The organism is Bradyrhizobium erythrophlei (genome assembly GCF_900129505.1).
Taxonomy (GTDB): Bacteria; Pseudomonadota; Alphaproteobacteria; order Rhizobiales; family Xanthobacteraceae; genus Bradyrhizobium; species Bradyrhizobium erythrophlei_D.
Window position 1 is genome coordinate 3,021,522 of sequence record NZ_LT670818.1, and the last position, 25,547, is coordinate 3,047,068.

The window sequence follows — 25,547 nt, forward strand, 5'->3', positions numbered from 1 at the left end:
AATTCAAGATAGGTGTTTTCCGGTCATTTCGCGAGGGGCGGGTCAGATTGTCTCAGTTTGACATCGATATGGTCGAAATTGTTCCGATGGCGCCGGGCCATATCGAGAGCTTCCATCGGACCCTCGATTTTGTCGCCCGGGAGCGGCGGTATCTGTCGTTCCTCGAAGCGCCGCCGATCGAGCTGACGCGGGCTTTTGTGCTGAACAACATCAAATGCCGCTATCCCCAATATGTTGCTGTAACGGCAGGCGAAGTGGTCGGCTGGTGCGATGTGACCCCGAAGGAAAGGCCGATTTATGCCCATGGCGGCGTTCTCGGAATGGGCCTTCTGCCACCGTTCCGGGGGCGTGGGATCGGCACCAAGTTAATCTGGTCGGTGCTCGCCGCCGCCCGGAGGGCCGGAATGCACCGGGTCGAATTGACGGTGCGCGAGACCAATGCCGGCGCAATCGCACTCTACAGGAAAGCCGGGTTTGTGGTCGAAGGGTTGCAACGCGACGCCGTTCACGTCGACGGCATCTATGAAAATGTGATCTGCATGGCAGTGCTGTTCTAGGGGCGGCGCCTTACGGCAACTTGTCGTAGCCTTCGCCAAGCCCGTTCAAGCTGAGCGGGAAGCCGATGCCTTCTTCGGGGGTTTCGAAGATGATGAAGGTGGCGGTCTTGGCGCTGCGCAGCTGACCGAGCAGCTTGTCGTCCATCACCACCTCGGCGACGCAACCATTGGGCAGGCAGCGGACGAAACCGGCGCGGCCGACATCGACATTGTCGAGTTTCAGGCCGAGCCCCGAGGGCAGGAGCACGCCGAGCGGCGCCACCACCCGCATCAGCCGGCTCTTCTGGTCGGCGGTTTTCAACACGATGACGGTGAGGCCGGCATTGGAGCGATCTTCGGCCACCACGCTCTGGATCAGGGCGCATTGCTCGGCCTGCGCGCCCGGCGGGGTGTCGCAGCGGATCTGCCAGTCGCCGTGAACCGAACGCACCGCGCCTTGCGCGCTGGCGGACGCCGTCATGCCGAGAAAGCAGGCAGCCGCAAGGCTCAGCGTAGCAAGGCTCAGCGTAGCAAGGCTCGCGGTGAGGCCAGCGCCCAGTCGGCGGCCCGCAGATCGGCTGCCGCGCCCTGCGCTGTTTCTCGCCCTGTATTTCGAAGGCCCCATCCGGGTCGATCCCATGATATTCCCTAGAACTATCGGTCCGCGCAGGGGACTGATACGCAATGACGGCGCCTTGAAGGCGATTTTCGCCAGCCCTCGCGCCGCAATGGCTACTCCCGAGCCAGCGAATCAGGTTCCTGTGGAGCACCCTGCCTGTGCCTACATCGGGCAATCCCTCTGTCAAGCGGCCTTGGCCTGTGAAACCCGCGCCATTGGCTGATTTCACGGGAATTCACGGGAAAATGTGACGTCGGCGATTTGGCTGGCTGCGCTGCGCGCCGTGGCCCACGACTGCATTGCGATAGATGAAGAATTATGGTTTGAGAGGCTGGATTTCGACGCGTTCTAGCGATCTGGCCCCGGTACTTCGCAAAGTACCTCCCAAGGCCGTTTGTCAGGGGGCGGATCATGCGGCATCTCCCGCCAGGGCGCGGAATGCCGAGAGGTTCTATCAAGGGAGCGCGAGCGGCATGAAGATGTCGAAGGGCCAAATCGGCCGGCGGTTGCTGGGGTTAGCGGTGGGCGGCATGGCGCTGGCCGCGAGCGGGGCGGCATTTGCCGAACTGGGACAGCCGGCGCCGTGGGAATTCAGGCTGCAGGGAGCGGCATCGCCGGTGATGGAGCAAATCACCTGGTTCCACAACATGCTGCTCTGGATCATCAGCATCATCACGCTGTTCGTGCTGGGGCTGCTGGTCGCGATCGTCGTCAAGTTCAACGCCAAGGCCAATCCGGTGCCCTCGCGCACCACCCACAACACCCTGATCGAAGTGGCCTGGACGCTGATCCCGGTGCTGATCCTGGTCGCCATCGCGGTGCCGTCGTTCCGGCTCTTGTTCCTCGAGCTCGACGTTCCCAAGGCCGATCTGACCATCAAGGCGACCGGCAAGCAGTGGTACTGGAGCTACGCCTATCCCGATAACGGCAAGTTCGAATTCGATTCGCTGATGGCCCAGGACAAGCAGCCCCGGCTGCTCGGCGTCGACAATGAGATGGTAGTGCCGGTCAACAAGGTGATCCGGGTCCAGACCACCGGCGCCGACGTGATCCACTCTTTCGCGGTGCCGGCGTTCGGCATCAAGATCGACGCCATCCCCGGCCGGCTCAACGAAACCTGGTTCAAGGCCACCACGACCGGCATGTTCTACGGCCAGTGCTCGGAACTGTGCGGCAAGGATCATGCTTTCATGCCGATCGCGGTGCGGGTGGTGAGCGATCAGGACTTCGTGGCCTGGGTCGAGACCGCGAAAAAGAAATTTGCCTCCAACCCGGCGAACTCGTTCGCCTCGGTGGGGACAGCCGCGCAGTAAGCCTTCAGGCTTAAGGCGCGCAACCGACAGGACAAGGGCTACAGGACCGCAAGGTCCAAGGGCCCTGCAAGGGTACTGCAAGGCAGGATTTGAAAATGGCAACTTCCGCAGCGACACACGACGATCACGTGCACGACGATCATGCGCACGACCATCCGACCGGATGGCGGCGCTTCGTCTATTCGACGAACCACAAGGACATCGGCACGATGTACCTGGTGTTCGCGATCATCGCGGGTATCATCGGCGCGGCGATGTCGATCGCGATCCGCGCCGAGCTGATGTACCCGGGCGTCCAGATCTTCCACGAAACTCATACCTACAACGTGTTCGTGACCTCGCACGGTCTGATCATGATCTTCTTCATGGTGATGCCGGCGATGATCGGCGGCTTCGGCAACTGGTTCGTGCCGCTGATGATCGGCGCGCCGGACATGGCGTTCCCGCGCATGAACAATATCTCGTTCTGGCTGTTGCCGGCCTCCTTCGCGCTGCTGTTGATCTCCACCTTCGTCGAGGGTGAACCGGGCGCCAACGGCGTCGGCGCGGGCTGGACCATGTACGCGCCGCTGTCGACCTCGGGCCATCCCGGACCGGCGGTCGATTTCGCGATCCTGTCGCTCCATCTGGCCGGCGCCTCGTCGATCCTGGGCGCCATCAACTTCATCACCACGATCTTCAACATGCGCGCGCCGGGCATGACCCTGCACAAGATGCCGCTGTTCGTCTGGTCGATCCTGGTGACGGTGTTCCTGCTGCTGTTGTCGCTGCCGGTGCTCGCCGGCGCCATCACCATGCTGCTGACCGACCGCAACTTCGGCACCACCTTCTTCTCCGCCGAGGGCGGCGGCGATCCGGTGCTGTTCCAGCATCTGTTCTGGTTCTTCGGCCATCCCGAAGTCTACATCCTGATCCTGCCCGCCTTCGGCATGGTCAGCCAGATCGTCTCGACGTTTTCGAAGAAGCCGGTGTTCGGCTATCTCGGCATGGCCTATGCGATGGTGGCGATCGGTGGCATCGGCTTCGTGGTGTGGGCGCACCACATGTATACGGTCGGCATGTCCTCGGCGACGCAGGCCTATTTCGTCGCCGCCACCATGGTGATCGCGGTGCCGACCGGCGTGAAGATCTTCTCCTGGATCGCCACGATGTGGGGCGGGTCGATCGAGTTTCGGACCCCGATGCTGTGGGCGATCGGCTTCATCTTCCTGTTCACGGTCGGTGGCGTCACCGGCGTGGTGCTGGCCAATGCCGGCGTCGACCGCGTGCTGCAGGATACCTATTACGTCGTCGCGCACTTCCACTACGTGCTGTCGCTCGGCGCGGTGTTCGGCATCTTCGCCGGCTGGTACTACTGGTTCCCGAAAATGTCGGGCTACATGTACAACGAGACCATCGGCAAGCTGCACTTCTGGGTCACCTTCATCGGCGTCAACCTGGTGTTCTTCCCGCAGCATTTCCTCGGCCTGTCCGGCATGCCGCGCCGCTACGTCGATTATCCCGACGCGTTCGCCGGCTGGAACCTGGTGTCGTCGATCGGCTCCTATATCTCCGGCTTCGGCGTGCTGATCTTCATCTACGGCGTGGTCGATGCCTTCGTGCGCAAGGAACAGGCGGCCGACAATCCGTGGGGAGCGGGCGCCACCACGCTGGAATGGACGCTGTCGTCGCCGCCGCCGTTCCACCAGTTCGAGGTGCTGCCGCGCGTGCAGTAATCCAATGCGCGGCGCATACCTCGCGCCGCGCTGCTGTAGAGCATGATCCGGAAAAGTGGGAACCGGTTTTCCGAGAGGATCATGCTCAGACGAAGAAATAGGATCATGATCCGATCCAATCGGATCATGATCTTGACAAAGTGAGACCTGTTTTGTCGGTTGCCGAGAACAACGCCATCGAGCTGTCGTCGCCCCGGATTTCCGAGGCCGAGGTTGGTGATTACATCGCGCTGTTGAAGCCGCGGGTGATGTCGCTGGTGATCTTCACCGCACTGGTGGGCCTTGCGATCGCGCCGGGCCACGTCCATCCGGTGCTGGCGTTCACCTCGATCCTCTGCATCGCCGTCGGCGCCGGTGCTTCCGGCGCGCTCAACATGGCGCTCGAAGGCGATATCGACGCCCTGATGTCGCGCACCGCCAACCGGCCGATCCCGCGCGGCCGCGTCACCCGGCAGGAAGCGCTGGCGTTCGGCATGACGCTGGCGTTCTTCGCGGTGATGACGCTCGGCATCCTCGTCAACTGGATCGCCGGCGCGCTGCTGGCATTCACGATCTTCTTTTACGTCGTGATCTACACCCTGCTGCTGAAGCGCTGGACCGCGCAGAACATCGTGATCGGCGGCGCCGCGGGCGCGCTGCCGCCGGTGGTGGCGTGGGCGGCGGCGACCGGCTCGCTCTCCGTCGAGCCGATCCTGCTGTTCTTGATCATCTTCTTCTGGACCCCGCCGCATTTCTGGGCGCTGGCGCTGTTTCGCAGCGACGATTATGCGCGCGCCGGCGTGCCGATGCTCCCCGTGGTCGCCGGTCCCGACGCGACCCGGCTGCAGATCCTGCTTTATACGATCGTGCTGGTCGCGACCGCGTTCGCGCCATGGCCGCTCGGCTATTTTGACGCGGTCTATGGCGTGACCTCGCTGGTGCTCGGCGTCGGCATGATGGTCCTCGCGATCAACGTCTATCGCCGCCGGGAAGGTGTCGAAGCGTCGCGCGCGACGCGAAAACTGTTCGCGTTCTCGATCTTCTATCTGTTCGCGCTGTTCGCAACCTTGCTGATCGAGGTTGTCGCCCACGCCATCGCACCATCGATCTGGTAGGGGGCGCATGGCGAGGCAATGGCCGACAAAAAGCAGCCAGACGGAATCGTCCTCACCGAGGCGCAGAAGAAAAGCCGTCGCCAGCGGTCGATCGCCATTGCGCTCGCGCTCGGCATCCTCGTCGTGCTGTTTTTCGCCGTCACCATGGTCAAGGGGCCGGGCGTGCTCGTGCGGCCCATGTGACCTCAAGATGTGACCGGATGATGTGATCGACATGGACAACCAGCCCACGATGCCGCGAGAGCCGGCCGCAAGCCCGAAGCAAAGCCCCGCGGCTGGCCCGAAGGCTGCGCCGCGGCTCGGCCGTGACGCGGTGGTGGCGGCGATCTGCGGCTTCGTCGTGGTGCTGATGGTCGGCGCGTCCTATGCCGCCGTGCCGTTCTACAACTGGTTCTGCCGCGCCACCGGCTTCAACGGCACCACCCAGGTCGCGACTTCGGCGCCGTCAGCAGCGCCGCTGTCGCGCAAGATCGCCGTGCGCTTCGATTCCAACGTCGCCGGCGGATTGCCGTGGAAATTCGAGCCGGAGCAGACCGAGATCGAGGTCAGGATCGGCCAGGTCGTCACCGTGTACTACACCGTGACCAACCAGTCGGCGCGGACCACGACTGGGCAGGCGGCCTACAACGTCGCGCCGCTGACGGTCGGCGCCTATTTCCAGAAGATCAACTGCTTCTGCTTCACCGAACAGACCATGGCGCCGGGCGAAAAGCGCGAGATGCCGGTGGTGTTCTATGTCGATCCCTCGATCGTCAATGACAGCGACAATGAGGGACTGAACACCATCACGCTGTCCTACACCTTCTACCCCGTGCGCGAGCCGGCGCCGCAGCCGGTGGCCGCGAGCGAGCCGGACAAACGCAAGGGAGCGCTTTAGATCGGGGACCGGCAAGGGGTCCCCATGATCTTGGAGTTTGATTTTTGAGAGAATACGTGCCGAATAGGCACCGCTAACGGAGAGAGACCGAAATGGCTACGGCGCAAGTCAAGCATCACGACTACCACCTCGTCGATCCGAGCCCCTGGCCGGTCGTTGGCTCCATTTCGGCCTTCATCATGGCGGTCGGGGCCATCACCTGGATGCACCATCTGACGGCGGCCGCCCCGATCATCTTCGGCGCCGGCACCATCGGTGTGCTCTACACCATGGCGAGCTGGTGGGCGGATGTGATCCGCGAGGCGCAGTACAAGGGCGACCACACCCGCGTGGTGCAGATCAGCCACCGCTACGGCATGATCCTGTTCATCGCCTCCGAGGTGATGTTCTTCGTCGCCTGGTTCTGGGCCTTCTTCAACTCCGCGCTGTTTCCCGGCGACCCCGTCCACGCCACCCGCGAGGCGCTGTTCGGCGGCGTGTGGCCGCCCAAGGGCATCGAGACCTTCGATCCCTGGCATCTGCCGCTGCTCAACACGCTGATCCTTTTGACCTCGGGCACCACGGTGACCTGGGCGCATCACGCGCTGCTGGAGAACGACCGCCAGGGCCTGAAATACGGCCTGATCCTCACCATCCTCCTGGGGGCGACCTTCACCTGCGTGCAGGCCTATGAATACAGCCATGCCGCGTTCGGCTTCGCCGGCAACATCTACGGCGCGACCTTCTTCATGGCGACCGGCTTCCACGGTTTCCACGTGCTGGTCGGCACCATCTTCCTGACCGTCTGCCTGATCCGCGCCTATGCCGGCCATTTCACGCCGACCCAGCATCTCGGCTTCGAATTCGCCGCCTGGTACTGGCATTTCGTCGACGTGGTCTGGCTGTTCCTGTTCGTCTGCATTTACGTCTGGTTCCACGGCGCCGAAGTCGTGGCGCACTAGCGCCGGCTGATTGTGTTACAAGGGGCGGCCTTGGGGCCGCCCTTTTTGTTTCGCGAAACGCGAAAGGCTATCGCATGCCGGACCAGCCGATCCCCACGGTGACCGAGAGCGCGTTGCGCGGGCTCGCCTGCCGATGTCCGCGCTGCGGCAAGGGCAAGCTCTATGCGGGATTCCTCAACTTGCGGCCGAATTGCGAATCCTGCGGGCTCGATTACACCTTTATCGACACCGGTGACGGCCCCGCGATCTTCATCATCATGCTGGCCGGCGCCATCGTGGTCGGCTGCGCGCTCATCGTGGAAGTGAAATACCAGCCGCCGTTCTGGCTGCACGCGGTGCTGTGGCTGCCGCTGATCCTGGCGACCACGCTGCTGCCGCTGCGCGCGATGAAGTCGCTTCTGATCGCGCTGCAGTTCCACCACAAGGCCGCACCCGGCCGGCTGATCGACCGAGAGCCGAAATGATCGGTATGACGGGACGACGGCGCAATCGCGCTAGTGCCGCCGATTTGAAGTTCCTGCAGTGGTTGCCGCAAGACCGTGTCAGGAACTTCAAATCGAAAAGCGGCACTAGAAGAATAACTTTTGTAGTGCCCCTTATGTTTCCGAAGTTCGTGTAAGAGGTCGCCGCGATGATGCACGAACTTCGGAAACGGGGCACTACCTTCGGCATCTTCACGTTTTCGATGCTGGCGGTGTTCATCGGCCTTGGCGTCTGGCAGTTGCAGCGCCGGGTCGAGAAGCACGCGCTGATCGCGGCGCTGACCGAGCGGCTGGCGGCGGCGCCCGCTGCGCTGCCGCAGCCTGCGCAGTGGAGCGCTCTGACGCCCCCGCGCGATGAATTCCGCCGCGTGCGTTTTGCCGCGACCTATGCATCGGGGCCCGACGCCATGGTCTACAGCTCCGGTTCCGCCGTGCGCGACGATGTTTCCGGCCCCGGCACCTGGGCCTTCCTGCCGGCGCGGTTGGCCACTGGCGAGACCGTCGTGATCAACACCGGCTTCGTGCAGAACACGATGCAGGATCGCGATCAGCAGGATCGCGCGGTCAAGCCGCTCCTCACCGGCGAGCCCGTGACGCTGACCGGCTATCTCCGCTTTCCCGAAACCGCGGGCACGCTGACGCCGGCGGAAAACCTGGCAAAACGGCTGTGGTTCACCCGCGATCATCTCGCCATGGCGCATGCGCTCGGCTGGGGCGAGGTTGCCCCGTTCTATATCGACCTGGAGCAGCCTTTGCCGGCCAACGGCATCCCGAAGCCGGGTCCGCTCGACGTCCACCTGAAGGACGACCACATGCAATACGCCATCACCTGGTTCGCGCTCGCAGGCGCGGTGCTGATCGCATTCGCGGTTTGGTGGCGCGCGCAAAGGCTTGCACAGCCATTCCGGGATCAAGACGTCTGACCGAAGGCAGGAGCGATAACCTGCGGCGCCGGCGGTCAAAACCGGACGGGAGCCGGATTGACCTGTATCAGTCGTTTTTCCCGTTACCCACGGCAGATTGAGCATCCTGCACGGCTCGAATGGAATTGGATCGCGCCGAGCGGGTGCTGGAATTGCCTGATTGGGTCGGCCGCGAAGTGACGGGAAACGCCAGCTACAGCAGAATCAAAATGTTGGAGGACAAGACTGCCGAACGTCGGGCAGAGCCGGGCTAACGCTCGCGAGTTTTACATGCAGCCTGAATTATTTTGCGCGAAGGCCTCCTTGTTGGCGCCGCATTGATTTGAGACGCTTCATGCGTTCAACGAACGTTTAGAACTCAACCATGAAGATCTCAGACTTTACCTGCCGGAACTGCCAGTCCGTGTATGAGGTTGCCGAATCATTTTCGGCGAAGGGAAGTCCAGGCCAGGCGGAATGCTCGGTCTGCGGTGAGCTCTTGGAATCCTGGCAGACCCCCAAGTTGAAGGCCTATCGGTTGGTGTTGTCGCCGGAGCACAAATATCGCCATATTCCGGCGCCACCGTCTCCGACGCGATCGGTTGTCGCTTAGCCCAAGGCGGGTCGCTGCTTTTGATGATAGTCGACAAACGACCTGCTGGACCCTGCGAATCTGCTAAACATGAAGACCGGGCGGGGCATGATATCTCGCATTCCTTGTCCGCATTCCTTGTCCGGGAGGAGGATCGGCCCAAATGGGTGAACTGAAGACCACGGAACCGGCAGTCGACGTGTTCGAGGAAAAGCTGCGCAAACTTATCAAGCGCGCCAAGAAACAGCGCGGGATGCTCTGGCCTTCGGTTGTTGCCAGACTTGAGCTTGCCCGCGCCGATGTCCGTTCAATGATCAAGGTCTATGACTCCGGGCCGAAATAAGCGGGCCGAAATAAGATAGTGCGGTGAAGCCGCCCGTCACCAGCGAACAGGTCGCAAAAAAGGATCCGGGGCCTCGGTTCTGATCCCGTCAGAACGAAGCTCTAAGTCCGTGCGGGCGTGTCCTGCTGTCCGTCGGCGGGACATTTTTCAGTCGGAAACACGCTCTCGTATAGTGCGCGCGCCTGTTGAATAAGACGAGCCACGTCGCGGTCTCGGTCAGGCTTCGGAAATTTTACGACTTCTCCCATTTTATCTCCAAAAAAGGGGACGCCCGGCAAGGATGATGAAGCGAATATCATGCCAGCTGGTGAATATCCGGCCCCGTATTAAACCGGAGATCGGACGGCCAGCCGCGGTTCGTCGGCATTGAACCTTGAGCGTTCAAACGGCGACCCAAGCCGGACGGTGTCGTTTCGCCGCCGAGAACGAGAGAGCGTGCCCCCTTGCATCCGAACAAGGCCCTCCCTGCCGTGCTGGCAGCGGTCATTTGCGGCCTTTGCGCCAATGTCGCCACGGCGGAGGCGCCGGCGCCCAACGCTCATGGCCGTCCTGCTGTCGGCGAGCGGCCGTGGCCGAGGTAAAACCGATGCCCGAGGATGGCCGGTTCTGTCCAAGCTGGGCGGAGGCGCATGAACGCACGCTGGCGAGCCTCAACAACGGCCGCGCGCCCTACAAGGTGCGGTGGAAGGGCTGCGTGTTGATCAAGAAGGGTGAAAAGGTCGATGTCGTCGACGTCGACCAGACCGACGGCTCCAACGAGATCACCTACAAGGGACGGCACTGGTTCTCGGACGGCGGCCCGTTTTGATCCGACCGACGATCGCCGAATGTTCCAACAGCGATGTTGCCGATTGCCTACATGGCGCGCTGCAGCGTCGAGCACAGCGTCCGATAATCAGCCTTGACGGGTCCTGCGAAACGTTTGCCGTAAAATCGCTTCGCGATCTCGAAAAACGCGTCAGGTGTGAAGGCCGGCGACAGCTTTCTGAGCACCTTCGCCGCCGCCTTCGCCTCGACGTTCCTTCCCTGAAGTCCCAGCGCGCACGTCAACTCGACCCATTGCGCGGGAGCATCACTGTAGAGTTCGATCGCGTTGCGGGCCGCGCCTTCCATCTTGTCCAGTTCCCCCAATTTCCAGTGACACCAGCCTGCATAATGAAACCATCGGTGGCTTCGGGGGTCGCGCGGGCTGATCCGAATGGCCCGTCCGATCATGCGCAGGCTATCGGCAGGATTGCCTCCCGCAACGCGATTAGCGTTCGCGAGAAGAGCCAATCCCTGCGGGTCGTAAGGGCTCCGCTCCACGGCCTCGTTCAGCAGCTCCAGCGCCAGATCGATATCGCCCGCGCCGTATATCGCGGCGTCGGCGCAGTTGACGAGAACGAACGAGTTTCTGGGGTCGGTCTTGCGCGCGAGCGCCGCATATTGGAGCGCGAGCGCCCGCTCGGCTCCGATCCGTGTGGAGGTCGACCAGACTGCGCGCCAGGTATAGACCGCCGCAAGAAGCGCCTGCGCCATCGCATAATCGGGATCGATCGCCAGCGCCTGCTTGAGCTCGACGATCGCGCCGAAGAGGCCCTGGGCGCTGCGGTTGAAGAGAACCTGCGCATTGGCGCGCTGCAGCCGCGTCCACGCGTCCAGATTGTTCGGACCTGCGTCCAGCGCGCGATCGATATCGGCCATCATCAGAGCCGGCTGAAGCTGGCTGGCAACTGCCAGCACGATCCGGTTCCGGACCGCAAAGAAATCTCTGAACTGCTCATCGTAGTTGTTCGCCCAGATATGAAGCCCCGAGCGGCCATCGATCAGGCGCGCGTTGACCCGAACGGACTTGCCCCTGACTTCGATGCTGCCTTCCACGAGATATCGGACGCCCAGATCGGAAGCGATCGTGCGCGCATCGATCTTGGCATTCTTGTAGACCATCGTGGACTGACGGGCCGTGACGAATACGCCCGGGATGCGAGCCAGGGCCGTCGTTGTCTCTTCGGTCAATCCGTCCGCCAGGGCCGTCTTCGACACGGCTCCCGGGCTCAGATCGACAAACGGAACGACGGCCAGGGCAGTCGCCGTCTCTATCGGGAGAAGACGGACAGGTTGCGGGGCTGCGGCAACGCGATGCTGGCAGTTGATTTGCGCGATCCAGTGCGTCGAAAACCCGGACTGCGACGAGATCCCCTTGCGCGAGGCGGCGGCTATCGTCTCATCCAGCAACCGTTTCATCCCCGGCGAGGGAACGCTGCCGGTCTTGCGGCCGCCGTTCGCGACATAGATGCGATACCGTTCGATCACCTCGGCGAGATCGTGCCGCGAAGCCGCGCTGCGCATCAGGCACCGGTGCGCTTCCTCGTTTTGCGGATCGAGCGCCACCAGTTTCAGGGCCATGTCCTCGAACGAGAGAGCATCGCCGCCATCATCCAGCATGCGCATGGCGGCTGCGAAGCTTTTGCCCGCGGCCACCCGCAATCTCGAACGGGACAGCGCAAGCCAATCCGCAAATGGCCCTTCGGTCATCTCCGTTCCCTGCAGCAGATCCCCGCGCCAGATCGACGCGGCCTGTAACCCGTCATCGCCTGATATCGCCGACCGGAAAAGCTCGACGTCGGTCCGTATCTGCCCGGGCAGGCATACGAAGGGATCCTGCCCCCATTCGCCAGGCGACGTGAGTCCGAAATCCTTCCGCAGCTGGACGAGTTCCTGGCGAAGACTGGAGCGCCCCTGCTGTTCGGATCGCTTGTCCCAAAGCAAGGTTGCAAGCCGCGATCGCGTCCAGCTTTCGCCGGTCTCCATTGCGAGGCACGCGAGCAGCGCCCGCGACCGCCGGCTGCGTATCGCCAACTTCTCGCCCCCGGTACCGAGAACCTCGAATGGGCCCAGGATATTTATCGTGATGTGGCCAGCCATTGCGTGTTGCCCGTCGAGATCTGTCTTGTCCAAGGGCTTCGCCACGGGAGCCGGCGAAGGGACGATCAACATTACAACGATAACATTTCGGCGCTGAGTGCTGTCATCGTCAAAACCGGCGCGCCAATTATTGACGCTGATTGACGATGACGCCTGTCATCGTTCGACCTACCTTCGTTTTCGAATTGTGAACGATCTCACATTGCAAGACAACCAGACTGGTAAGATGAGTTCGGAGGCTGGCGTTTGCGCCCGCTTCGGCGAAGGCGACAATATCAAGAGGATACTATGCCGACATTCATCAAAATGGCCGTCAAACTGGAAGAGCCGGCCGGGTTTTTTAGCGACGATTTTCGCGCGGTGGCGCTGTTCAGCGGAATCGGCTTGGCGGTGACGCTGATCGCGGTGAGCTGCGGTGTGCAGGGCGTCTGGTTCTGAGACTACCGACGCGGCGCCCGAACGACCCGTCCCGGTTTTGCTTGAGCTGTTTCGCATTGCGTCAGGTTGGAGGCTTTTCGACATCACCATGACATTGGAGCACGCATCATGTTTGAAGCAAATCGCCGGTTTTTCCTTCAGTCAGTTGCGATCGGCGCGGGCGCACTCGCAACCTCGCAATCATTCGCTGCCGGCAGCGACGGACACGCCGCGGGATACGACGTTTCCGCCGCGTCGGACTACCTGAAGACGGTCCCGCGCAAGCCGGGTGACCCCGTCGTCTTCACGGCTTCCCTCGACAGGGGACCGATCAAGGCCACCTCCGGCGGCTGGGCGCGTGAAATCACCGCGCGCGGACTTCCGATCGCCACCGATATCGCGGGCGCGCATCTGTTCATGAATGCGGGCGGCGCCCGTGAGATGCATTGGCACAATTCGGCCGAGTGGGCCTACATCGTCGATGGCCATTGCCAGGTGACGGTGGTCGACCCCGACAGCCTGGCGGAGGTCGTCAATCTTGGTCCCGGCGATCTCTGGTATTTCCCCAAGGGTCACGGCCACGCCATCCAGACCCTCGGCCCGGCGCCGTGTCATGCGATTCTGGCTTTCGACGATGGGCTCTATTCGGAGCACGGCACGTTCGGCATCAGCGACTGGATGAGCCGTTATGATACCAGCGTGCTCTCGCAGGCATTCGGAGTCTCGGCGGAAGCTTTCGCGCAGATCCCCAAAGCCGAGACCTACATCATGCAGGGTGAAGTGCTGGCCCTGGACGGTCCGCAGGCACGTTCCGCCCGCGAGCTGGATCACGCGCGAACGCATCGCTATGCCCTGATGGCGCAGAAGCCGAGAGTGAGCACCGCCGGCGGTTCTCTCCATATCGCATCCGCAAAGGAATTTCCGATGTCGACGACGCTGACGGGGATGGTTCTGAAATTGAAGCGCGGCGCGATGCACGAGCCCCATTGGCATAGCGACGCCAATGAATGGCACTATGTGCTGAAGGGACGAACGCGGGTCACGCTTTTTGCGGCCGACAAGCGCGTCGCCATAGCCGAGCTCTCACCCGGCGAGTGCGCCTACATTCCCCGCAATTGCGGACACTCGATCCAGAGCATCGGTCCGGAAGACGCCGAGATCGTCGGCGTGCTGGACAGCGGCACCTACCACGAGAGCACCTTGTCCGATTGGTTGACGAAGGCGCCGCGACATCTGCTGGCGAATAATTTCGGCCTCCCGGAAACGGCCATCGCCAATTTCAAAAAGCGCACGGTGATTTCCGCACCGATCACCCCGGCCTGAAGCCGGCGGTCCTCGGCCGAAATCCGGCCGAGGGCCAGTCCTGTGAGGGGCGCGTTTCGTTTTGAGCGCGTCGGAGGAAAATGACGATGACCGCGAAATTTGGTGCGCGAGTCGTTGCGCTCGCGCTGGTACTCCTCTTGGCCGCGAATTCGGCCACATGGGCGGCGGACCGGACGATCACCCTCAGCCTCGGTGCCGGATCGGCGCTCGTCCTTGAGCGGGCATTCAAGACGGTTCTGATCGGCGATCCCAATGTCGTGAATGTCCAGGCGCGCGGCGATCGATCGGTCATGCTCGAACCGCTGAATCCCGGAGCGACGGATCTGGTGTTCATTGACGATGCCAACATCGCCATTGCCAACATCCGGATACTGGTCCAAAGCGCAGGCGCGATCCCGATTGGTTACCGTGCCGGGTCCGGTGACGAGTGAGTCCGCGGCTTGCGCGCAAGAATTGCAAGCCGCGACAGACGCGATGGCGCGACGACGTCGCCGGGGACGGGTTCCGACGAAACCAGTTTCCTCGTCCATGAAACCATTTTGGCCAGCTTGCGAAAACGGCAGGAAACGAACGTCGGTCAAACTGGGCTCGATGATCAACAATGGAGTTCGATCATGTCAGCACTTCTTACCTTGATCTATCGCGCGTATTGCAAGGCGTGCCTCGCCGAAATGCAAAAGCATTATCCGGGGAGCTGATGCGGGAAGTGGCGGCAGGCCTCCGACATTTATTCCTGCCAGTCGAATTTTTCACGCGGCATTTTCATCATTGATAGATGGAGCGGCGCAGATGGAGCGGGACCGGGATAAAATTGATTGCAATGATCTAGCCGGGATTTGGAGGAATGCGGAGTAACAGCGCGCCGAAGATACCGGTGCATGGTTGCGTCGGGCTATCGAGCGGCGTCGTCAAATAGCTTCCGAGGCTGACGGGTCGTACCCGCAGGGGAAACCGGTACCGAGGTGAAGGCAACCGACGGCTTCCTGTTTGATTTTGGCCTGTCCCGGCGGCTAGGGAGATTTACCCGTGCCTAGGACTTGCGCCTAAAATCTAATTTCCTGAACCAGATCAAGCTGTTTCTACCTGTCCAGTCCCGTTTGAAAAAATATTCTGGTTTTCCGAAACCCCAAATCACTTTTATAACCCAGCCGTCCACCCCACTCGAGGGGCGTATCGCGATCGTCACGAACGCGGGGCTGGATGCGGTGGCCGCAGGCGGCGCTTCTGACGAGAGCGTTTTGCGTGCGGACGGCAAAATCGTGTGGTCCTGACGCCTCGACGCCGGCGTCAAGTTTGCGGGAAGCGATTTTCGCAAGCGACGGTGACAAGAAAGCCCGATCGCCGGGGAGAGTACGACATAAGCCGTAAAGCCATTGCGTGCGGGGATGCCGGGTGATTTCCGGTGCGACCGCTGTGAATACTCGTGTGCATTTTGCACTACCACTTCGCACACGAGGCTGCGGGTGCACTGGGCACCCGGCATTCCCCACGCCCTCTTTGGGCGAAGGCTTCTCAATGCCTCGGGCGCACCGCGCCGCGAGAGTAATACGCGTGTGTGGAAATCGTCATCGCAACCCGCTGGCTCGGAATAACGGCTGCAGGACGAGCGCGCGCCACACTCTCGGTCGTCATCATCAGCGAAAGCGGACGATCCGGTATTCCAGAGGCGTCCGTAGTGAAATCGATAAGGCGCGGCGTACCGGATACCCCGCTTGCGCGGGGTACGACAGCTAAGCGGGTCGCCGGGCGCCCACCTGTTCCGTCATTGTTGCATTTCCCATTAACCCGAAACGCTTTATGGTGCCGACCGGCTTTGCTATATGCAAATGCAGATTATCTTTCAACATCAAAGGCTTGGCGGTATGCCTCGCCTTTGGAGGGTGGTTTGACGCGGTATATTTCGACCCGGGGGGAGGCCCCGGCCTTAGGTTTCTGCGATGTCATGCTGACCGGGCTTGCCCGCGACGGCGGCCTCTATGTGCCCGAAACCTGGCCGCGCCTTTCGCCTGACACTATCGCCGCCTTCTTCGGCCGGCCCTATTGGGAGGTCGCGGTCGAAGTGATCCGCCCGTTTGTCGCGGGCGAGATTTCGGATGCCGATCTAGGCCGCATGGCGAACGAGGCCTATGCCACGTTCCGCCATCCCGCGGTGGTTCCGCTCGACCAGACCGGTCCCGGTCAATTCGTGCTGGAGCTGTTTCACGGTCCAACCTTGGCGTTCAAGGACGTGGCGATGCAGCTGATCTCGCGGCTGATGGATCACGTGCTGGCCAAGCGCGCCGAGCGCACCACGATCGTGGTCGCGACCTCGGGCGATACCGGCGGCGCCGCGGTCGATGCGTTCGCGGGGCTCGACAATGTCGATCTGATCGTGCTGTTCCCGAACGGGCGCATCTCCGACGTGCAGCGGCGGATGATGACGACATCGGGCGCCGCCAATGTGCACGCGCTCGCGATCGAAGGCCATTTCGACGACTGCCAGGCGATCGTGAAGGGCCTGTTCAACCATCACGGATTTCGCGATGAGGTCGCGCTGTCGGGCGTCAACTCCATCAACTGGGCGCGGATCGTGGCGCAGGTGGTGTATTACTTCACCTCAGCGGTGGCGCTCGGCGCGCCCGCGCGCACGGTGGATTTCACCGTGCCGACCGGGAATTTCGGCGACATTTTTGCCGGCTACGTCGCCAAGCGGATGGGGCTGCCGATCCGGTGCTTGCGCATCGCCGCCAACATCAACGACATCCTGCCACGCACGCTTAAAACGGGCATCTATGAGGTGCGCGAGGTGCACGCCTCGGCTTCGCCATCGATGGATATCCAGGTCTCCTCGAATTTCGAGCGGCTGTTGTTCGAGGCCAGCGGCCGCGATGCGGCGGAGGTTCGCCGGCTGATGGCGTCGCTGAAGCAGTCCGGCCGCTTTGTTCTCCCCGACGCGACGCTGGCGGCGATCCGCGCCGAATTCGATGCCGGGCGCGCCGACGAGACCGAAACCGCTGCGGCGATCCGCGCCGCCTGGCGCGAGGCCGGCGATCTCGTCGACCCCCATACCGCGGTGGCACTCGCCGTGGCCGATCGCGACTCCGCGGGTTCGAAAATTCCCAACATCGTGCTGTCGACCGCGCATGCCGCGAAATTTCCCGACGCCGTGGAAGCCGCCTGCGGCGTGCGCCCGGAACTGCCGGCCTGGCTCGAGGGTTTGATGACCAAGCCCGAGCACATCAAGGTCATGGCCAACGATCAGGTCGAAGTCGAACGGTTCGTGCGCTCGGTCAGCCGTGCGGCGAAGCAAGGAGTTAGCGGATGAGCGTCGATGTCACCAAGCTTCCCTCGGGCCTCACGGTGATCACCGACACCATGCCGCATCTGGAAACCGCGGCGCTCGGGGTTTGGGCCGGCGTCGGCGGCCGCGACGAAAAGCCGGACGAACACGGCATCTCGCATCTCTTGGAACACATGGCCTTCAAGGGCACCACGCTGCGTTCCTCGCGCGAAATCGTCGAGGAGATCGAGGCGGTCGGCGGCGATCTCAATGCCGGCACCTCGACCGAGACCACCGCCTATTATGCGCGGGTGATGAAGGCCGACGTGCCGCTGGCGCTGGACGTGCTCTCCGACATTCTCGCCAATCCCTCTTTCGTGCCGGACGAACTCGAGCGCGAAAAGAATGTCATCGTGCAGGAAATTGGCGCAGCGCAAGACACCCCCGACGACGTGGTGTTCGAGCATCTCAACGAGCTGTGTTACCCGGAACAGCCGATGGGCCGCTCGCTGCTCGGCACCGCGAAAACCCTGAAGGGTTTCGATCGCGATACGCTGCGCGGCTATCTCTCGACGCATTATCGCGGCCCCGACATGGTGGTGGCGGCGGCCGGCGCGGTCGATCACAAACGGGTGGTGGAAGAGGTCGCCGAGCGCTTCAAGAGTTTTGACGCCACGCCCGCTCCAAAACCGCAAGTAGCGACGTTCGGCAAGGGCGGCTCCCGCGTGGTGCACCGCGAACTCGAGCAGGCGCATCTGACGCTGGCGCTGGAGGGCGTGCCGCAGACCGACCTGTCGCTGTTTTCCCTGCAGGTCTTCACCAACACGCTCGGCGGCGGGATGTCGTCGCGGCTGTTCCAGGAAGTGCGCGAGAAGCGCGGGCTGTGCTATTCGATCTATACCTTCCACGCACCCTACAGCGACACCGGGTTTTTCGGGCTCTATACCGGCACCGACCCCGAGGATGCGCCCGAGATGATGGAAGTGATCGTCGACGTCATCAACGACGCGGTGGAAACCCTCACCGAAGCCGAAATCGCCCGCGCCAAGGCGCAGATGAAGGCGGGGCTGCTGATGGCGCTGGAGAGCTGCTCTTCGCGCGCCGAGCAGCTGGCGCGCCACATCCTGGCCTATGGCCGGCCGCTGACGGTGGAAGAGCTGGTGGACCGGATCGACGCCGTCAGCGTGGAATCGACCCGCAACGCCGCGCGCGGCTTGTTGTCGCGCAGCCGGCCGGCGGTTGTCGCACTTGGCAGCGGAAGAGGTCTGGACACGGCGGTGTCTTTTGCGGAAGGATTGACCCGGTCGAAAGCGAAGTCGCTGCTGCATTGACGGCGGCTCGCGGTTGACCAGGAATCGGGTAGCGGGGGGTAACAGATATGGCCCTGTTTCGGCTTCCATCCAGCGGACCGGCCGCGCTTGCCCCGCGCGGGTATGGGCTGTTGCTGCGCGCGCCGCAGATGTCCGACTTTATGCAATGGGCGCATCTGCGCGAATACAGCCGGGAATATCTGACCCCATGGGAGCCGATCTGGCCTTCCGACGACCTCACTCGCTCCGGCTTCCGGCGTCGGCTGCGCCGCTATGCGGAAGACATCGCCGCCGACCGCTCCTATCCCTTCATCATTTTCCGGGAGATCGACGGCGCGATGATCGGCGGCATCACGCTCGCCAATGTCCGCCGCGGCATCGTGCAGGCCGGCACCATCGGGTACTGGGTGGGGCAGCCCCATGCGCATCGCGGCTACATGACGGCGGCGCTGCGTGTGTTGTTGCCGTCGCTGTTCGGCGAACTGAATTTGCACCGCATCGAGGCCGCCTGCATTCCCTCCAACGCGCCGTCGATCCGGGTGCTGGAGAAATGCGGCTTTACACGCGAGGGGCTGGCGCGGCGCTATCTCTGCATCAACGGCGTCTGGCAGGACCATTTGCTGTTCGGCCTTCTGCACGAGGATTTTCGCGGTTAACCGTCGATTGTGGGATTGTGGCACCCGCCTTGGGTTCGCCGTCATTGCGCTGTTATAACCCGCCGGCCACGCGCCGCTTTTTTGGGCGCGCCATATTGCGGGACCTTTGGGGACATCTGGATGATGCGTAACGGGCTGATGATGCGGACGATGGGCCAAGGGGGCCGTCTGCTCATGGCGCTGGCGCTTGCCGTTGCGGGAGCCGCTCTTTCGGGGTGCGGCGGCGGCGGCATACTCGGCGGCTCGTCGGATTCCAGTTCCAGCCCCTCGATCTCCAGCCGGTTCAGCGAGTTGTTCGGCTCGAAGTCGCAAGCCGTCGGCGAGACCCCGCCGCCGCCGGCAGAGAATGAGCTGAGCTGTCCACCCGTCACCATTCGCGCCGGGGCATCGACCTTTGCGGTGGGAGTACCGGGCAAGGAGGCGGTCGGCAACGATCTGCGTTATCAGGCCTCGATCACGCGCACCGCGCGCGATTGCACCCGGAACGGCGGCCAGATCACCGCGCGGATCGGCATTCTCGGCCGCGTCATCGCCGGACCTGCCGGAGCTCCGCCGACGGTCGAGGTTCCGCTGCGCGTCGCCGTGGTGCAGGGCGGGGTGCAGGAAAAAACCATCACCACCAAGGTGTTCAGGACGACGGTGACGATGAACGACCAGGGCAGCGTGCCGTTCAGCCTGGTGGCGGAAGACGTGGTCTATCCGGTGCCGTCTGGTTCCACCGGCGATGCCTACATCTTCTATATCGGCTTCGATCCGCAGGCGCTGAAGCCCGAGCCCGCGCCGCGCGCGGCGCGGAAGAAGAAGTAGTCTGGTCGCCGTCGCCTGCCGTGCAACCGGCGACGTCCGCTTTCGCGGATGATGACATTAACAAAAAGCCGGCGCGATCATCTCGCGCCGGCTTTGGTCTCGGTGACCGGAATTTGTTCAGTTCAGCTTGGCGCGAACTTCCGCAATGCCCTTGGCCAGCAGATCGTCGGCGATGCCGCCCTTGACCGATTGCGACAGGATGGTCGAAGCCGCAGTGACCGCGGCGTCGGCCGCGGCCGCGCGCACATCGGCCAGCGCCTGCGCCTCGGCCAGCGCGATCTTGCTCTCGGCGGTCTTGGTGCGCCGGGTGACAAAATCTTCCATCTTGGTCTTGGCCTCGGCCGCGATGCGCTCGGCTTCGGCCTTCGCCGCCGCGATGATATCCTGCGCCTCGCGTTCGGCGCTGGCGCCGCGGGCCTTGTATTCCGCCAGCAGCTTGGCGGCCTCTTCCTTGAGGCGGCGCGCGTCGTCGAGTTCCGCCTTGATCCGCTCGCCGCGATGGTCGAGCGCCTTCAGCACCGTGCGATGGATGCCGAGATAGGCGAACAGAACCATCAGGATCACGAAGGCGATGGCAACCCAGGTTTCAGGTTCCAGGAACATCGGATTATCCCTTCAACGACGCATCGACAGCGCTGTTCACCGCGCTGCCGTCGGGCAGCATGCCGGTGAGCCGCTGCACGATGGCGCTGGCCGCGTCCGCGGCGATGCCGCGCACGTTGCTCATGGCGGTCTCGCGCGTTGCCGCGATGGTCTTCTCGGCCTGCGCGAGCTTGACGGAAAGCTGGTCTTCCAGCTTCTTGCGCTCGGCTTCGGAGGCCGCGTTCAGCCTCTCGCGGGTCTCGTTGCTGATGGCCTGGGCGCGGGAGCGTGCAGAAGCCAGTTCGGTTTCGTACGCCTTCAGCGCCGCGCCGGAGGCGTCCTTCAGCTTCTGCGCTTCCGCCAGATCGCCCTCGATCGCGTTCTGGCGTGCATCGATCACGCTGCCGACGCGCGGCAGCGCAATGCGCGACACGATCAGATAGAGCGCGACGAACGCGATCGCCAGCGACACCAGCTGCGAAGCGAAGGTCGAGGACTCGAACGGAGGAAATCCTCCGCCGTGGCCACCTTCGGATTCGGTGTGGGCGCCGGTGCTCTGGCCCTTTGGGGTGCCATGACTTTCAGCCACGGGGTTCTCCTCTTGCTGTCATGCGCGCCGCCCGGGAAGGCAGCGCGACGGGGTGCAGCTCAGAGCGGAACGAACAGCAGCAGCAGCGCGATCAGCAGCGAGAAGATGCCGAGCGCTTCGGTCACGGCGAAGCCGAAGATCAGGTTGCCGAACTGGCCCTGGGCCGCGGAGGGATTGCGCACTGCAGCGGCAAGGTAATTGCCGAAGATGACGCCCACGCCGACGCCCGCGCCGCCCATGCCGATGCACGCGATGCCCGCGCCGATAAGTTTTGCTGCTGCCGGTTCCATTTTCTAGAGCTCCTTGAGAAGAAAGACAAAGGGTGGGTGGAAATTCCCCGGACGGTTTAGTGTCCCGGATGAATGGCGTCGTTGAGGTAGATGCAGGTGAGGATCGCGAACACATAGGCCTGCAGGAACGCGACCAGAAGCTCGAGCGCGGTCAGCGCGACGGTGAGCGCCAGCGGCAGCACGCCGCCGATCCAGCCGACCGCGCCAAGGGAAATGCCCAGCATGGCGACGAAGCCCGCGAACACCTTCAGCGCGATGTGGCCGGCCAGCATGTTGGCGAACAGGCGCACGCTGTGCGAGACCGGGCGCAGGAAGAACGACAGGATTTCGATGAACATGACCAGCGGCAGGATGTAGATCGGAACGCCGCTGGGAACGAAAATCTTGAAGAACTTCAGGCCGTTCTTGTAGAGGCCGTAGATCAGGACAGTGAAAAACACCAGCAGCGCCAGCGCCGCGGTGACGATGATGTGGCTCGAGATCGTGAAGGTGTAGGGGATGATGCCGACGAGGTTCGAAACACAGATGAACATGAACAGCGAGAAGATCAGCGGGAAGAACTTCATGCCTTCCGCGCCGGCGGTGCTGCGGATGGTGGTGGCGACGAACTCGTAGGAGATTTCGGCCATCGACTGGAACCGCCCCGGCACCAGCTGCCGCCCCGCGACGCCGCCGATCATCAGGATCGAGATCAGCGCTACCGCCAGGAACATATAGAGCGACGAATTGGTGAAGGCGATCGTCTGATTGCCGATATGGCCGATCGTGAACAGAGGTTCGATATTGAACTGGTGGATCGGGTCGATTTTCATCCGCGCGGCTCTTGTCCACCGGCCTCGCCGGCAATCTGAATTTCAAATGTCGTGACTTCCCGTCAGCGTTCAGCGCTTGCCTGGAGCTACGCCCGCAGATCTCACCACGTTGACCACGCCAGCTACAAAGCCGAGCAGGACGAACACGATGAGACCGAACGGCGATGTCGACAGCAAGCGGTCGAACCCCCAGCCAATCACCGCTCCGACGACAACGCCCGCGACCAACTCCGAGGAAAGCCGGAAACCGAGCGCCATCGCAGAAGCTCTGGCGGCTCCGTCTCCGCTTCCATCTCCGGGTTGGTCAGTCCGGATTTTTCGGCTGCCCTGAATTTCGGACAACCGGTGATCCAGACTTCCGAGCCTTGCGGAAAGCGCAGCTTCATCGGAGGACGATTGATCGTGACTTCCATTTTCGCTGTTATTCGTGCCTTCAGCCATGCTGCACAGACCCGAAAGAAGCTTGCGTTGATGGAGATGACGCCCCGTTACCCTCAAAAGCCGCGCGGACCATACTGACCGCATCTGAGCAAGTCAAGATTGCGTCATAACCATCTAACTAATTGATTCAGCTTCATTTACGCCAAGTGCCGCAAGTCCGTCGTGGGCACGGCCGCCGCACTGCAATAGCTCAACCTGCGATCGGCAAAATCTCGACGGTCGTTCGGGGGCCGCTTGACGAATTCATAACCATATGGTTATGGAATTGTATCCGCAGCGCGGGCACGACCGGTTTGATGCGCTGCAAAGCCTGCTGAACAGGATGGATCGATGACCGAATCTGTTGCCGCTATGCGTAGCCTCGTCGTCGAACGGGTGATGCCGCATCCGCCGGAAAAGATCTGGCGCGCGCTGACGCAGGCGCCGCTGATCGAGGAATGGCTGATGCAGAACGATTTTCAGCCGATCTTCGGCCACAGGTTCAATTTCCGCGCCACGCCCATCCACGGTTGGAATGGCGTTACCGATTGCGAGGTTCTCGAAATCATTCCCTGTCGACGCCTTGTATATAGCTGGAACGCTTCCGGCGATCAGGCGCCCGGTGGCCTGAAGACCATCGTGACATGGACGCTGACGCAAGGCGAGAACGGAACGCAGGTCCGAATGGAGCAATCCGGGTTCCGGCCGCAGGATGAAGCCGGCTATCGCGGCATGGGCGGGGGCTGGCCGCGCATCCTGGGAAGGCTCGAGGAAGTGGCCGCGAGATCCTGACAACATCGTTGACATTTTCGGCAAGCCGCTTCCACCGGCGCGCGTCGCGCCTGTCTGCGCCCGCGGAGTAACACCCCAATTCGGCTCAAAAGCTCGCGAGGATCGACCTTGCATCGTTCCGGCGGGTCTGTTGGGATGATCGCAATCAAGCGGATCCCGGGAGCCCACATGCCGCGCCAGGTCGATTACTATTTTTCGTTCCAATCGCCGTGGGCCTATATCGGGCATAGGGCGTTCCAGGAGACTGCGAGCACCTTTAATCTCAAGGTGAATTATAAGCCGGTGGTCCTGGTCGATCTGTTCTCGGAGACCGGCGGGTTGCCGCTGATGAAGCGCCACCCGGTACGGCAGCGCTACCGCATGGTCGAACTGCAGCGGTGGCGCGACAGGCGTGGACTGAAATTCCATCTCCAGCCGGAGAACTGGCCGTTCAACGCGCGGCTCGCGGATGGTGTGGTGATCGCAGCGACCGAAGCCGGCCTCGACCCCGAGCCGTTCATGCGGCGGGCATTTGCGGCGGTCTGGGAAGACCAGCTCAAGATGACCGATCCCGCGACTCTGATCAAATTGGCCGACGAATCCGCACTGCCCGGCAAGCAACTGGTCGAGCGCTCGGGATCGGAGGAGATCAGCGCGGCCTACGAGAAGAACCGCCAGGATGCGCTGGCCGCCGACGTGTTCGGCTCGCCGGTCTATGTGCTCGACGGCGAGGTATTCTGGGGACAGGATCGGATCGAATTGCTCGCGGACGCGTTGAAATCAGGCCGCGCGCCCTACCGTTCGCAGGTGTAGGATTAGGAGAAGGCTCGATCGGCTCTGAGGCGGAGTAGTCCCATGGTGACAGCGACATTGGTGACGGTGGCATCGCCTTCGAAACCCTCTACCTCGGTCGCGGCCTTCGGCGTGGGCTTGGCCGTATTGTGCGGCCTCGGCGGAATCGGCGGCGCGCGCGCCGAGCCGATGCCCGACGGCGAGAACGGCCGCTACGTGCTGTCACCGGTCTCGGACGGCGTGATCAGGCTCGATACCAGGACCGGAAGCGTTTCGACCTGCAGCAACAGCGGTGCGGGCTGGGCCTGCTATGCGGTGCCCGATGAACGCGCCGCGCTCGATGCGGAAATCGGCCGGCTGCAGGCCGAGAATGAAAACCTGAAAGGGCAACTATCCGCGCGCGAGCCGACGGTGTCCGGCAAGCTCGATGAGCCGCTGCCAAAAGCGGACTCGCTCAAGAAGCCCGAGCCCAAGATCGCCGAGGGCGAACGCAAGATCGAAATCCCGTTGCCTAGCGACCGCGACATGGATCGCATGATGTCGTTTCTGGAGCAGGCGTGGCGGCGGCTGGTCGAGATGGCCAACCGGATGCAGAAGGACGTCAGCGGCAAGATTTGAGAACCTCGCCGGGACGACCATGTTGAGAGATCGCCCATGACTGCACCCAAATCGCTGTCACGCTCTCCGCTATCCATCGTCGGCGGCACCACCATAGTTTCCTCGCTATTGACGGTTCAAACGCCGGGGCGTGGCTTTACCGATCTCACCGCCGATGTCGCGAAATTCGTCAGAGACGCCGGTGCGACAGAGGGCGCGGTGACCTTGTTCGTCCGCCACACCTCGGCGTCGCTGACGATCCAGGAAAATGCCGACCCGACGGTACTGGTCGATTTGACGACGGCGCTGGATCGCCTCGCGCCGGAGAATGCCGGATGGCGCCATGACACCGAGGGCCCCGACGACATGCCCGCGCATGTCAAGACCCTGCTGACGGCGACCTCGCTGCATATTCCCGTGCTCAGAAGCGAACTCGCGCTCGGAACGTGGCAGGCGATCTACCTGATCGAGCATCGCGCACGGGCGCATCGCCGGGAAATCGTGCTGCAGTTTGTGGGCGCCATTCAATAAGACAAACCCGCAATAATACAAAACCGGCCGCGGAGCGATCCGCGGCCGGCGTTACGCAAGTCCGTCCAGCGGC

At 62.6% G+C, this 25,547-nt stretch carries 31 protein-coding genes; 24 read left to right on the forward strand and 7 right to left on the reverse strand.

What is annotated here, in order from left to right; translation table 11 throughout:
* Nucleotides 1-68 precede the first annotated feature (68 nt).
* The gene (locus tag B5525_RS13980) at nt 69-557 is read left to right on the forward strand and encodes a GNAT family N-acetyltransferase (protein ID WP_079566527.1); all 489 of its coding nucleotides are present in this window, start codon (nt 69-71) and stop codon (nt 555-557) included.
* Nucleotides 558-567: 10 nt separating this feature from the next.
* Here B5525_RS13980 and B5525_RS13985 read toward each other — a convergent pair whose 3' ends face one another.
* Nucleotides 568-1,161, reverse strand: coding sequence for an invasion associated locus B family protein (locus B5525_RS13985; RefSeq protein ID WP_079566528.1), 594 nt, complete (start codon nt 1,159-1,161; stop codon nt 568-570).
* A 467-nt stretch (nt 1,162-1,628) separates the two neighbouring features.
* Here B5525_RS13985 and coxB point away from each other — a divergent pair, with 467 nt between their 5' ends.
* The 11 genes from coxB (at nt 1,629) to B5525_RS14040 (ending at nt 10,222) form a co-directional block, all read left to right on the forward strand.
* Complete coding sequence (coxB, locus tag B5525_RS13990; RefSeq protein WP_079566529.1) at nt 1,629-2,468, forward strand: cytochrome c oxidase subunit II; 840 nt, start codon at nt 1,629-1,631, stop codon at nt 2,466-2,468.
* 95 nt (nt 2,469-2,563) lie between these two features.
* Nucleotides 2,564-4,183, forward strand: coding sequence for a cytochrome c oxidase subunit I (gene ctaD / locus B5525_RS13995; RefSeq protein WP_079566530.1), 1,620 nt, complete (start codon nt 2,564-2,566; stop codon nt 4,181-4,183).
* 152 nt (nt 4,184-4,335) lie between these two features.
* Complete coding sequence (locus tag B5525_RS14000) at nt 4,336-5,277, forward strand: heme o synthase (RefSeq protein WP_079566531.1); 942 nt, start codon at nt 4,336-4,338, stop codon at nt 5,275-5,277.
* 18 nt (nt 5,278-5,295) lie between these two features.
* Complete coding sequence (locus B5525_RS14005) at nt 5,296-5,460, forward strand: CoxF protein (RefSeq protein ID WP_079566532.1); 165 nt, start codon at nt 5,296-5,298, stop codon at nt 5,458-5,460.
* 31 nt (nt 5,461-5,491) lie between these two features.
* The gene (locus B5525_RS14010; RefSeq protein ID WP_079573345.1) at nt 5,492-6,154 is read left to right on the forward strand and encodes a cytochrome c oxidase assembly protein; all 663 of its coding nucleotides are present in this window, start codon (nt 5,492-5,494) and stop codon (nt 6,152-6,154) included.
* A 92-nt stretch (nt 6,155-6,246) separates the two neighbouring features.
* On the forward strand, nt 6,247-7,095 hold the full coding sequence (locus B5525_RS14015) for a cytochrome c oxidase subunit 3 (RefSeq protein ID WP_079566533.1): 849 nt from the start codon (nt 6,247-6,249) through the stop codon (nt 7,093-7,095).
* 74 nt (nt 7,096-7,169) lie between these two features.
* Nucleotides 7,170-7,559: a DUF983 domain-containing protein gene (locus B5525_RS14020; RefSeq protein ID WP_079566534.1), complete on the forward strand. Its 390-nt coding sequence runs from the start codon at nt 7,170-7,172 to the stop codon at nt 7,557-7,559.
* Between the two features lie 167 nt (nt 7,560-7,726).
* On the forward strand, nt 7,727-8,500 hold the full coding sequence (locus tag B5525_RS14025; RefSeq protein ID WP_079566535.1) for an SURF1 family protein: 774 nt from the start codon (nt 7,727-7,729) through the stop codon (nt 8,498-8,500).
* 119 nt (nt 8,501-8,619) lie between these two features.
* On the forward strand, nt 8,620-8,754 hold the full coding sequence (locus B5525_RS47180) for a hypothetical protein (protein ID WP_276328849.1): 135 nt from the start codon (nt 8,620-8,622) through the stop codon (nt 8,752-8,754).
* A gap of 480 nt (nt 8,755-9,234) precedes the next feature.
* Entirely contained in the window at nt 9,235-9,414 is a 180-nt protein-coding gene (locus tag B5525_RS14035; RefSeq protein ID WP_079566537.1) for a hypothetical protein, read from the forward strand.
* A gap of 568 nt (nt 9,415-9,982) precedes the next feature.
* Complete coding sequence (locus tag B5525_RS14040) at nt 9,983-10,222, forward strand: hypothetical protein (protein WP_154073204.1); 240 nt, start codon at nt 9,983-9,985, stop codon at nt 10,220-10,222.
* Nucleotides 10,223-10,269: 47 nt separating this feature from the next.
* Here the strand turns inward: B5525_RS14040 and B5525_RS14045 are convergent, their stop codons facing one another.
* A complete protein-coding gene (locus B5525_RS14045; RefSeq protein ID WP_172899871.1) occupies nt 10,270-12,351 on the reverse strand; it encodes a BTAD domain-containing putative transcriptional regulator in 2,082 nt (693 codons plus the stop codon).
* Nucleotides 12,352-12,606: 255 nt separating this feature from the next.
* Between B5525_RS14045 and B5525_RS43870 the strand changes: the two genes are divergently transcribed.
* From B5525_RS43870 to B5525_RS14080, 8 genes are all read left to right on the forward strand, one after another.
* Complete coding sequence (locus B5525_RS43870) at nt 12,607-12,756, forward strand: hypothetical protein (protein WP_154073205.1); 150 nt, start codon at nt 12,607-12,609, stop codon at nt 12,754-12,756.
* Nucleotides 12,757-12,864: 108 nt separating this feature from the next.
* Nucleotides 12,865-14,058: a cupin domain-containing protein gene (locus B5525_RS14050; RefSeq protein WP_079566540.1), complete on the forward strand. Its 1,194-nt coding sequence runs from the start codon at nt 12,865-12,867 to the stop codon at nt 14,056-14,058.
* 86 nt (nt 14,059-14,144) lie between these two features.
* On the forward strand, nt 14,145-14,489 hold the full coding sequence (locus B5525_RS14055; protein ID WP_172899872.1) for a pilus assembly protein N-terminal domain-containing protein: 345 nt from the start codon (nt 14,145-14,147) through the stop codon (nt 14,487-14,489).
* A 9-nt stretch (nt 14,490-14,498) separates the two neighbouring features.
* Nucleotides 14,499-14,756 carry a hypothetical protein gene (locus B5525_RS43875; protein WP_154073206.1) on the forward strand — a complete coding sequence of 86 codons (258 nt, stop codon included), beginning with the start codon at nt 14,499-14,501 and terminating at the stop codon, nt 14,754-14,756.
* Nucleotides 14,757-15,943: 1,187 nt separating this feature from the next.
* Nucleotides 15,944-17,362 carry a threonine synthase gene (thrC, locus tag B5525_RS14065; protein ID WP_079566543.1) on the forward strand — a complete coding sequence of 473 codons (1,419 nt, stop codon included), beginning with the start codon at nt 15,944-15,946 and terminating at the stop codon, nt 17,360-17,362.
* A complete protein-coding gene (locus B5525_RS14070; protein WP_079566544.1) occupies nt 17,359-18,648 on the forward strand; it encodes a M16 family metallopeptidase in 1,290 nt (429 codons plus the stop codon). Before thrC ends, B5525_RS14070 begins: the two co-directional genes overlap by 4 nt.
* A 47-nt stretch (nt 18,649-18,695) precedes the next feature.
* Nucleotides 18,696-19,283, forward strand: coding sequence for a GNAT family N-acetyltransferase (locus B5525_RS14075; protein WP_079566545.1), 588 nt, complete (start codon nt 18,696-18,698; stop codon nt 19,281-19,283).
* A 123-nt stretch (nt 19,284-19,406) separates the two neighbouring features.
* The gene (locus B5525_RS14080) at nt 19,407-20,090 is read left to right on the forward strand and encodes a hypothetical protein (protein WP_244568038.1); all 684 of its coding nucleotides are present in this window, start codon (nt 19,407-19,409) and stop codon (nt 20,088-20,090) included.
* A 117-nt stretch (nt 20,091-20,207) separates the two neighbouring features.
* Here the strand turns inward: B5525_RS14080 and B5525_RS14085 are convergent, their stop codons facing one another.
* The 5 genes from B5525_RS14085 to B5525_RS14105 all read right to left on the reverse strand — a co-directional run bounded on the left by B5525_RS14085 (nt 20,208) and on the right by B5525_RS14105 (nt 22,804).
* On the reverse strand, nt 20,208-20,693 hold the full coding sequence (locus tag B5525_RS14085) for an ATP F0F1 synthase subunit B (RefSeq protein ID WP_079566546.1): 486 nt from the start codon (nt 20,691-20,693) through the stop codon (nt 20,208-20,210).
* Nucleotides 20,694-20,697: 4 nt separating this feature from the next.
* Complete coding sequence (locus B5525_RS14090) at nt 20,698-21,261, reverse strand: F0F1 ATP synthase subunit B' (RefSeq protein WP_079566547.1); 564 nt, start codon at nt 21,259-21,261, stop codon at nt 20,698-20,700.
* A 59-nt stretch (nt 21,262-21,320) separates the two neighbouring features.
* On the reverse strand, nt 21,321-21,551 hold the full coding sequence (locus tag B5525_RS14095) for a F0F1 ATP synthase subunit C (protein ID WP_027537362.1): 231 nt from the start codon (nt 21,549-21,551) through the stop codon (nt 21,321-21,323).
* 56 nt (nt 21,552-21,607) lie between these two features.
* Nucleotides 21,608-22,363, reverse strand: coding sequence for a F0F1 ATP synthase subunit A (locus B5525_RS14100; protein WP_079566548.1), 756 nt, complete (start codon nt 22,361-22,363; stop codon nt 21,608-21,610).
* Between the two features lie 69 nt (nt 22,364-22,432).
* Entirely contained in the window at nt 22,433-22,804 is a 372-nt protein-coding gene (locus B5525_RS14105) for an AtpZ/AtpI family protein (protein ID WP_079566549.1), read from the reverse strand.
* A gap of 330 nt (nt 22,805-23,134) precedes the next feature.
* Between B5525_RS14105 and B5525_RS14110 the strand changes: the two genes are divergently transcribed.
* From B5525_RS14110 to B5525_RS14125, 4 genes are all read left to right on the forward strand, one after another.
* The gene (locus B5525_RS14110; RefSeq protein WP_079566550.1) at nt 23,135-23,575 is read left to right on the forward strand and encodes an SRPBCC family protein; all 441 of its coding nucleotides are present in this window, start codon (nt 23,135-23,137) and stop codon (nt 23,573-23,575) included.
* Between the two features lie 168 nt (nt 23,576-23,743).
* Nucleotides 23,744-24,367, forward strand: coding sequence for a 2-hydroxychromene-2-carboxylate isomerase (locus B5525_RS14115; RefSeq protein ID WP_079573349.1), 624 nt, complete (start codon nt 23,744-23,746; stop codon nt 24,365-24,367).
* Nucleotides 24,368-24,409: 42 nt separating this feature from the next.
* Entirely contained in the window at nt 24,410-24,964 is a 555-nt protein-coding gene (locus B5525_RS14120) for a hypothetical protein (protein WP_079566551.1), read from the forward strand.
* A gap of 36 nt (nt 24,965-25,000) precedes the next feature.
* Nucleotides 25,001-25,474 carry a secondary thiamine-phosphate synthase enzyme YjbQ gene (locus B5525_RS14125; protein ID WP_079566552.1) on the forward strand — a complete coding sequence of 158 codons (474 nt, stop codon included), beginning with the start codon at nt 25,001-25,003 and terminating at the stop codon, nt 25,472-25,474.
* The last annotated feature ends 73 nt before the right edge of the window (nt 25,475-25,547 follow it).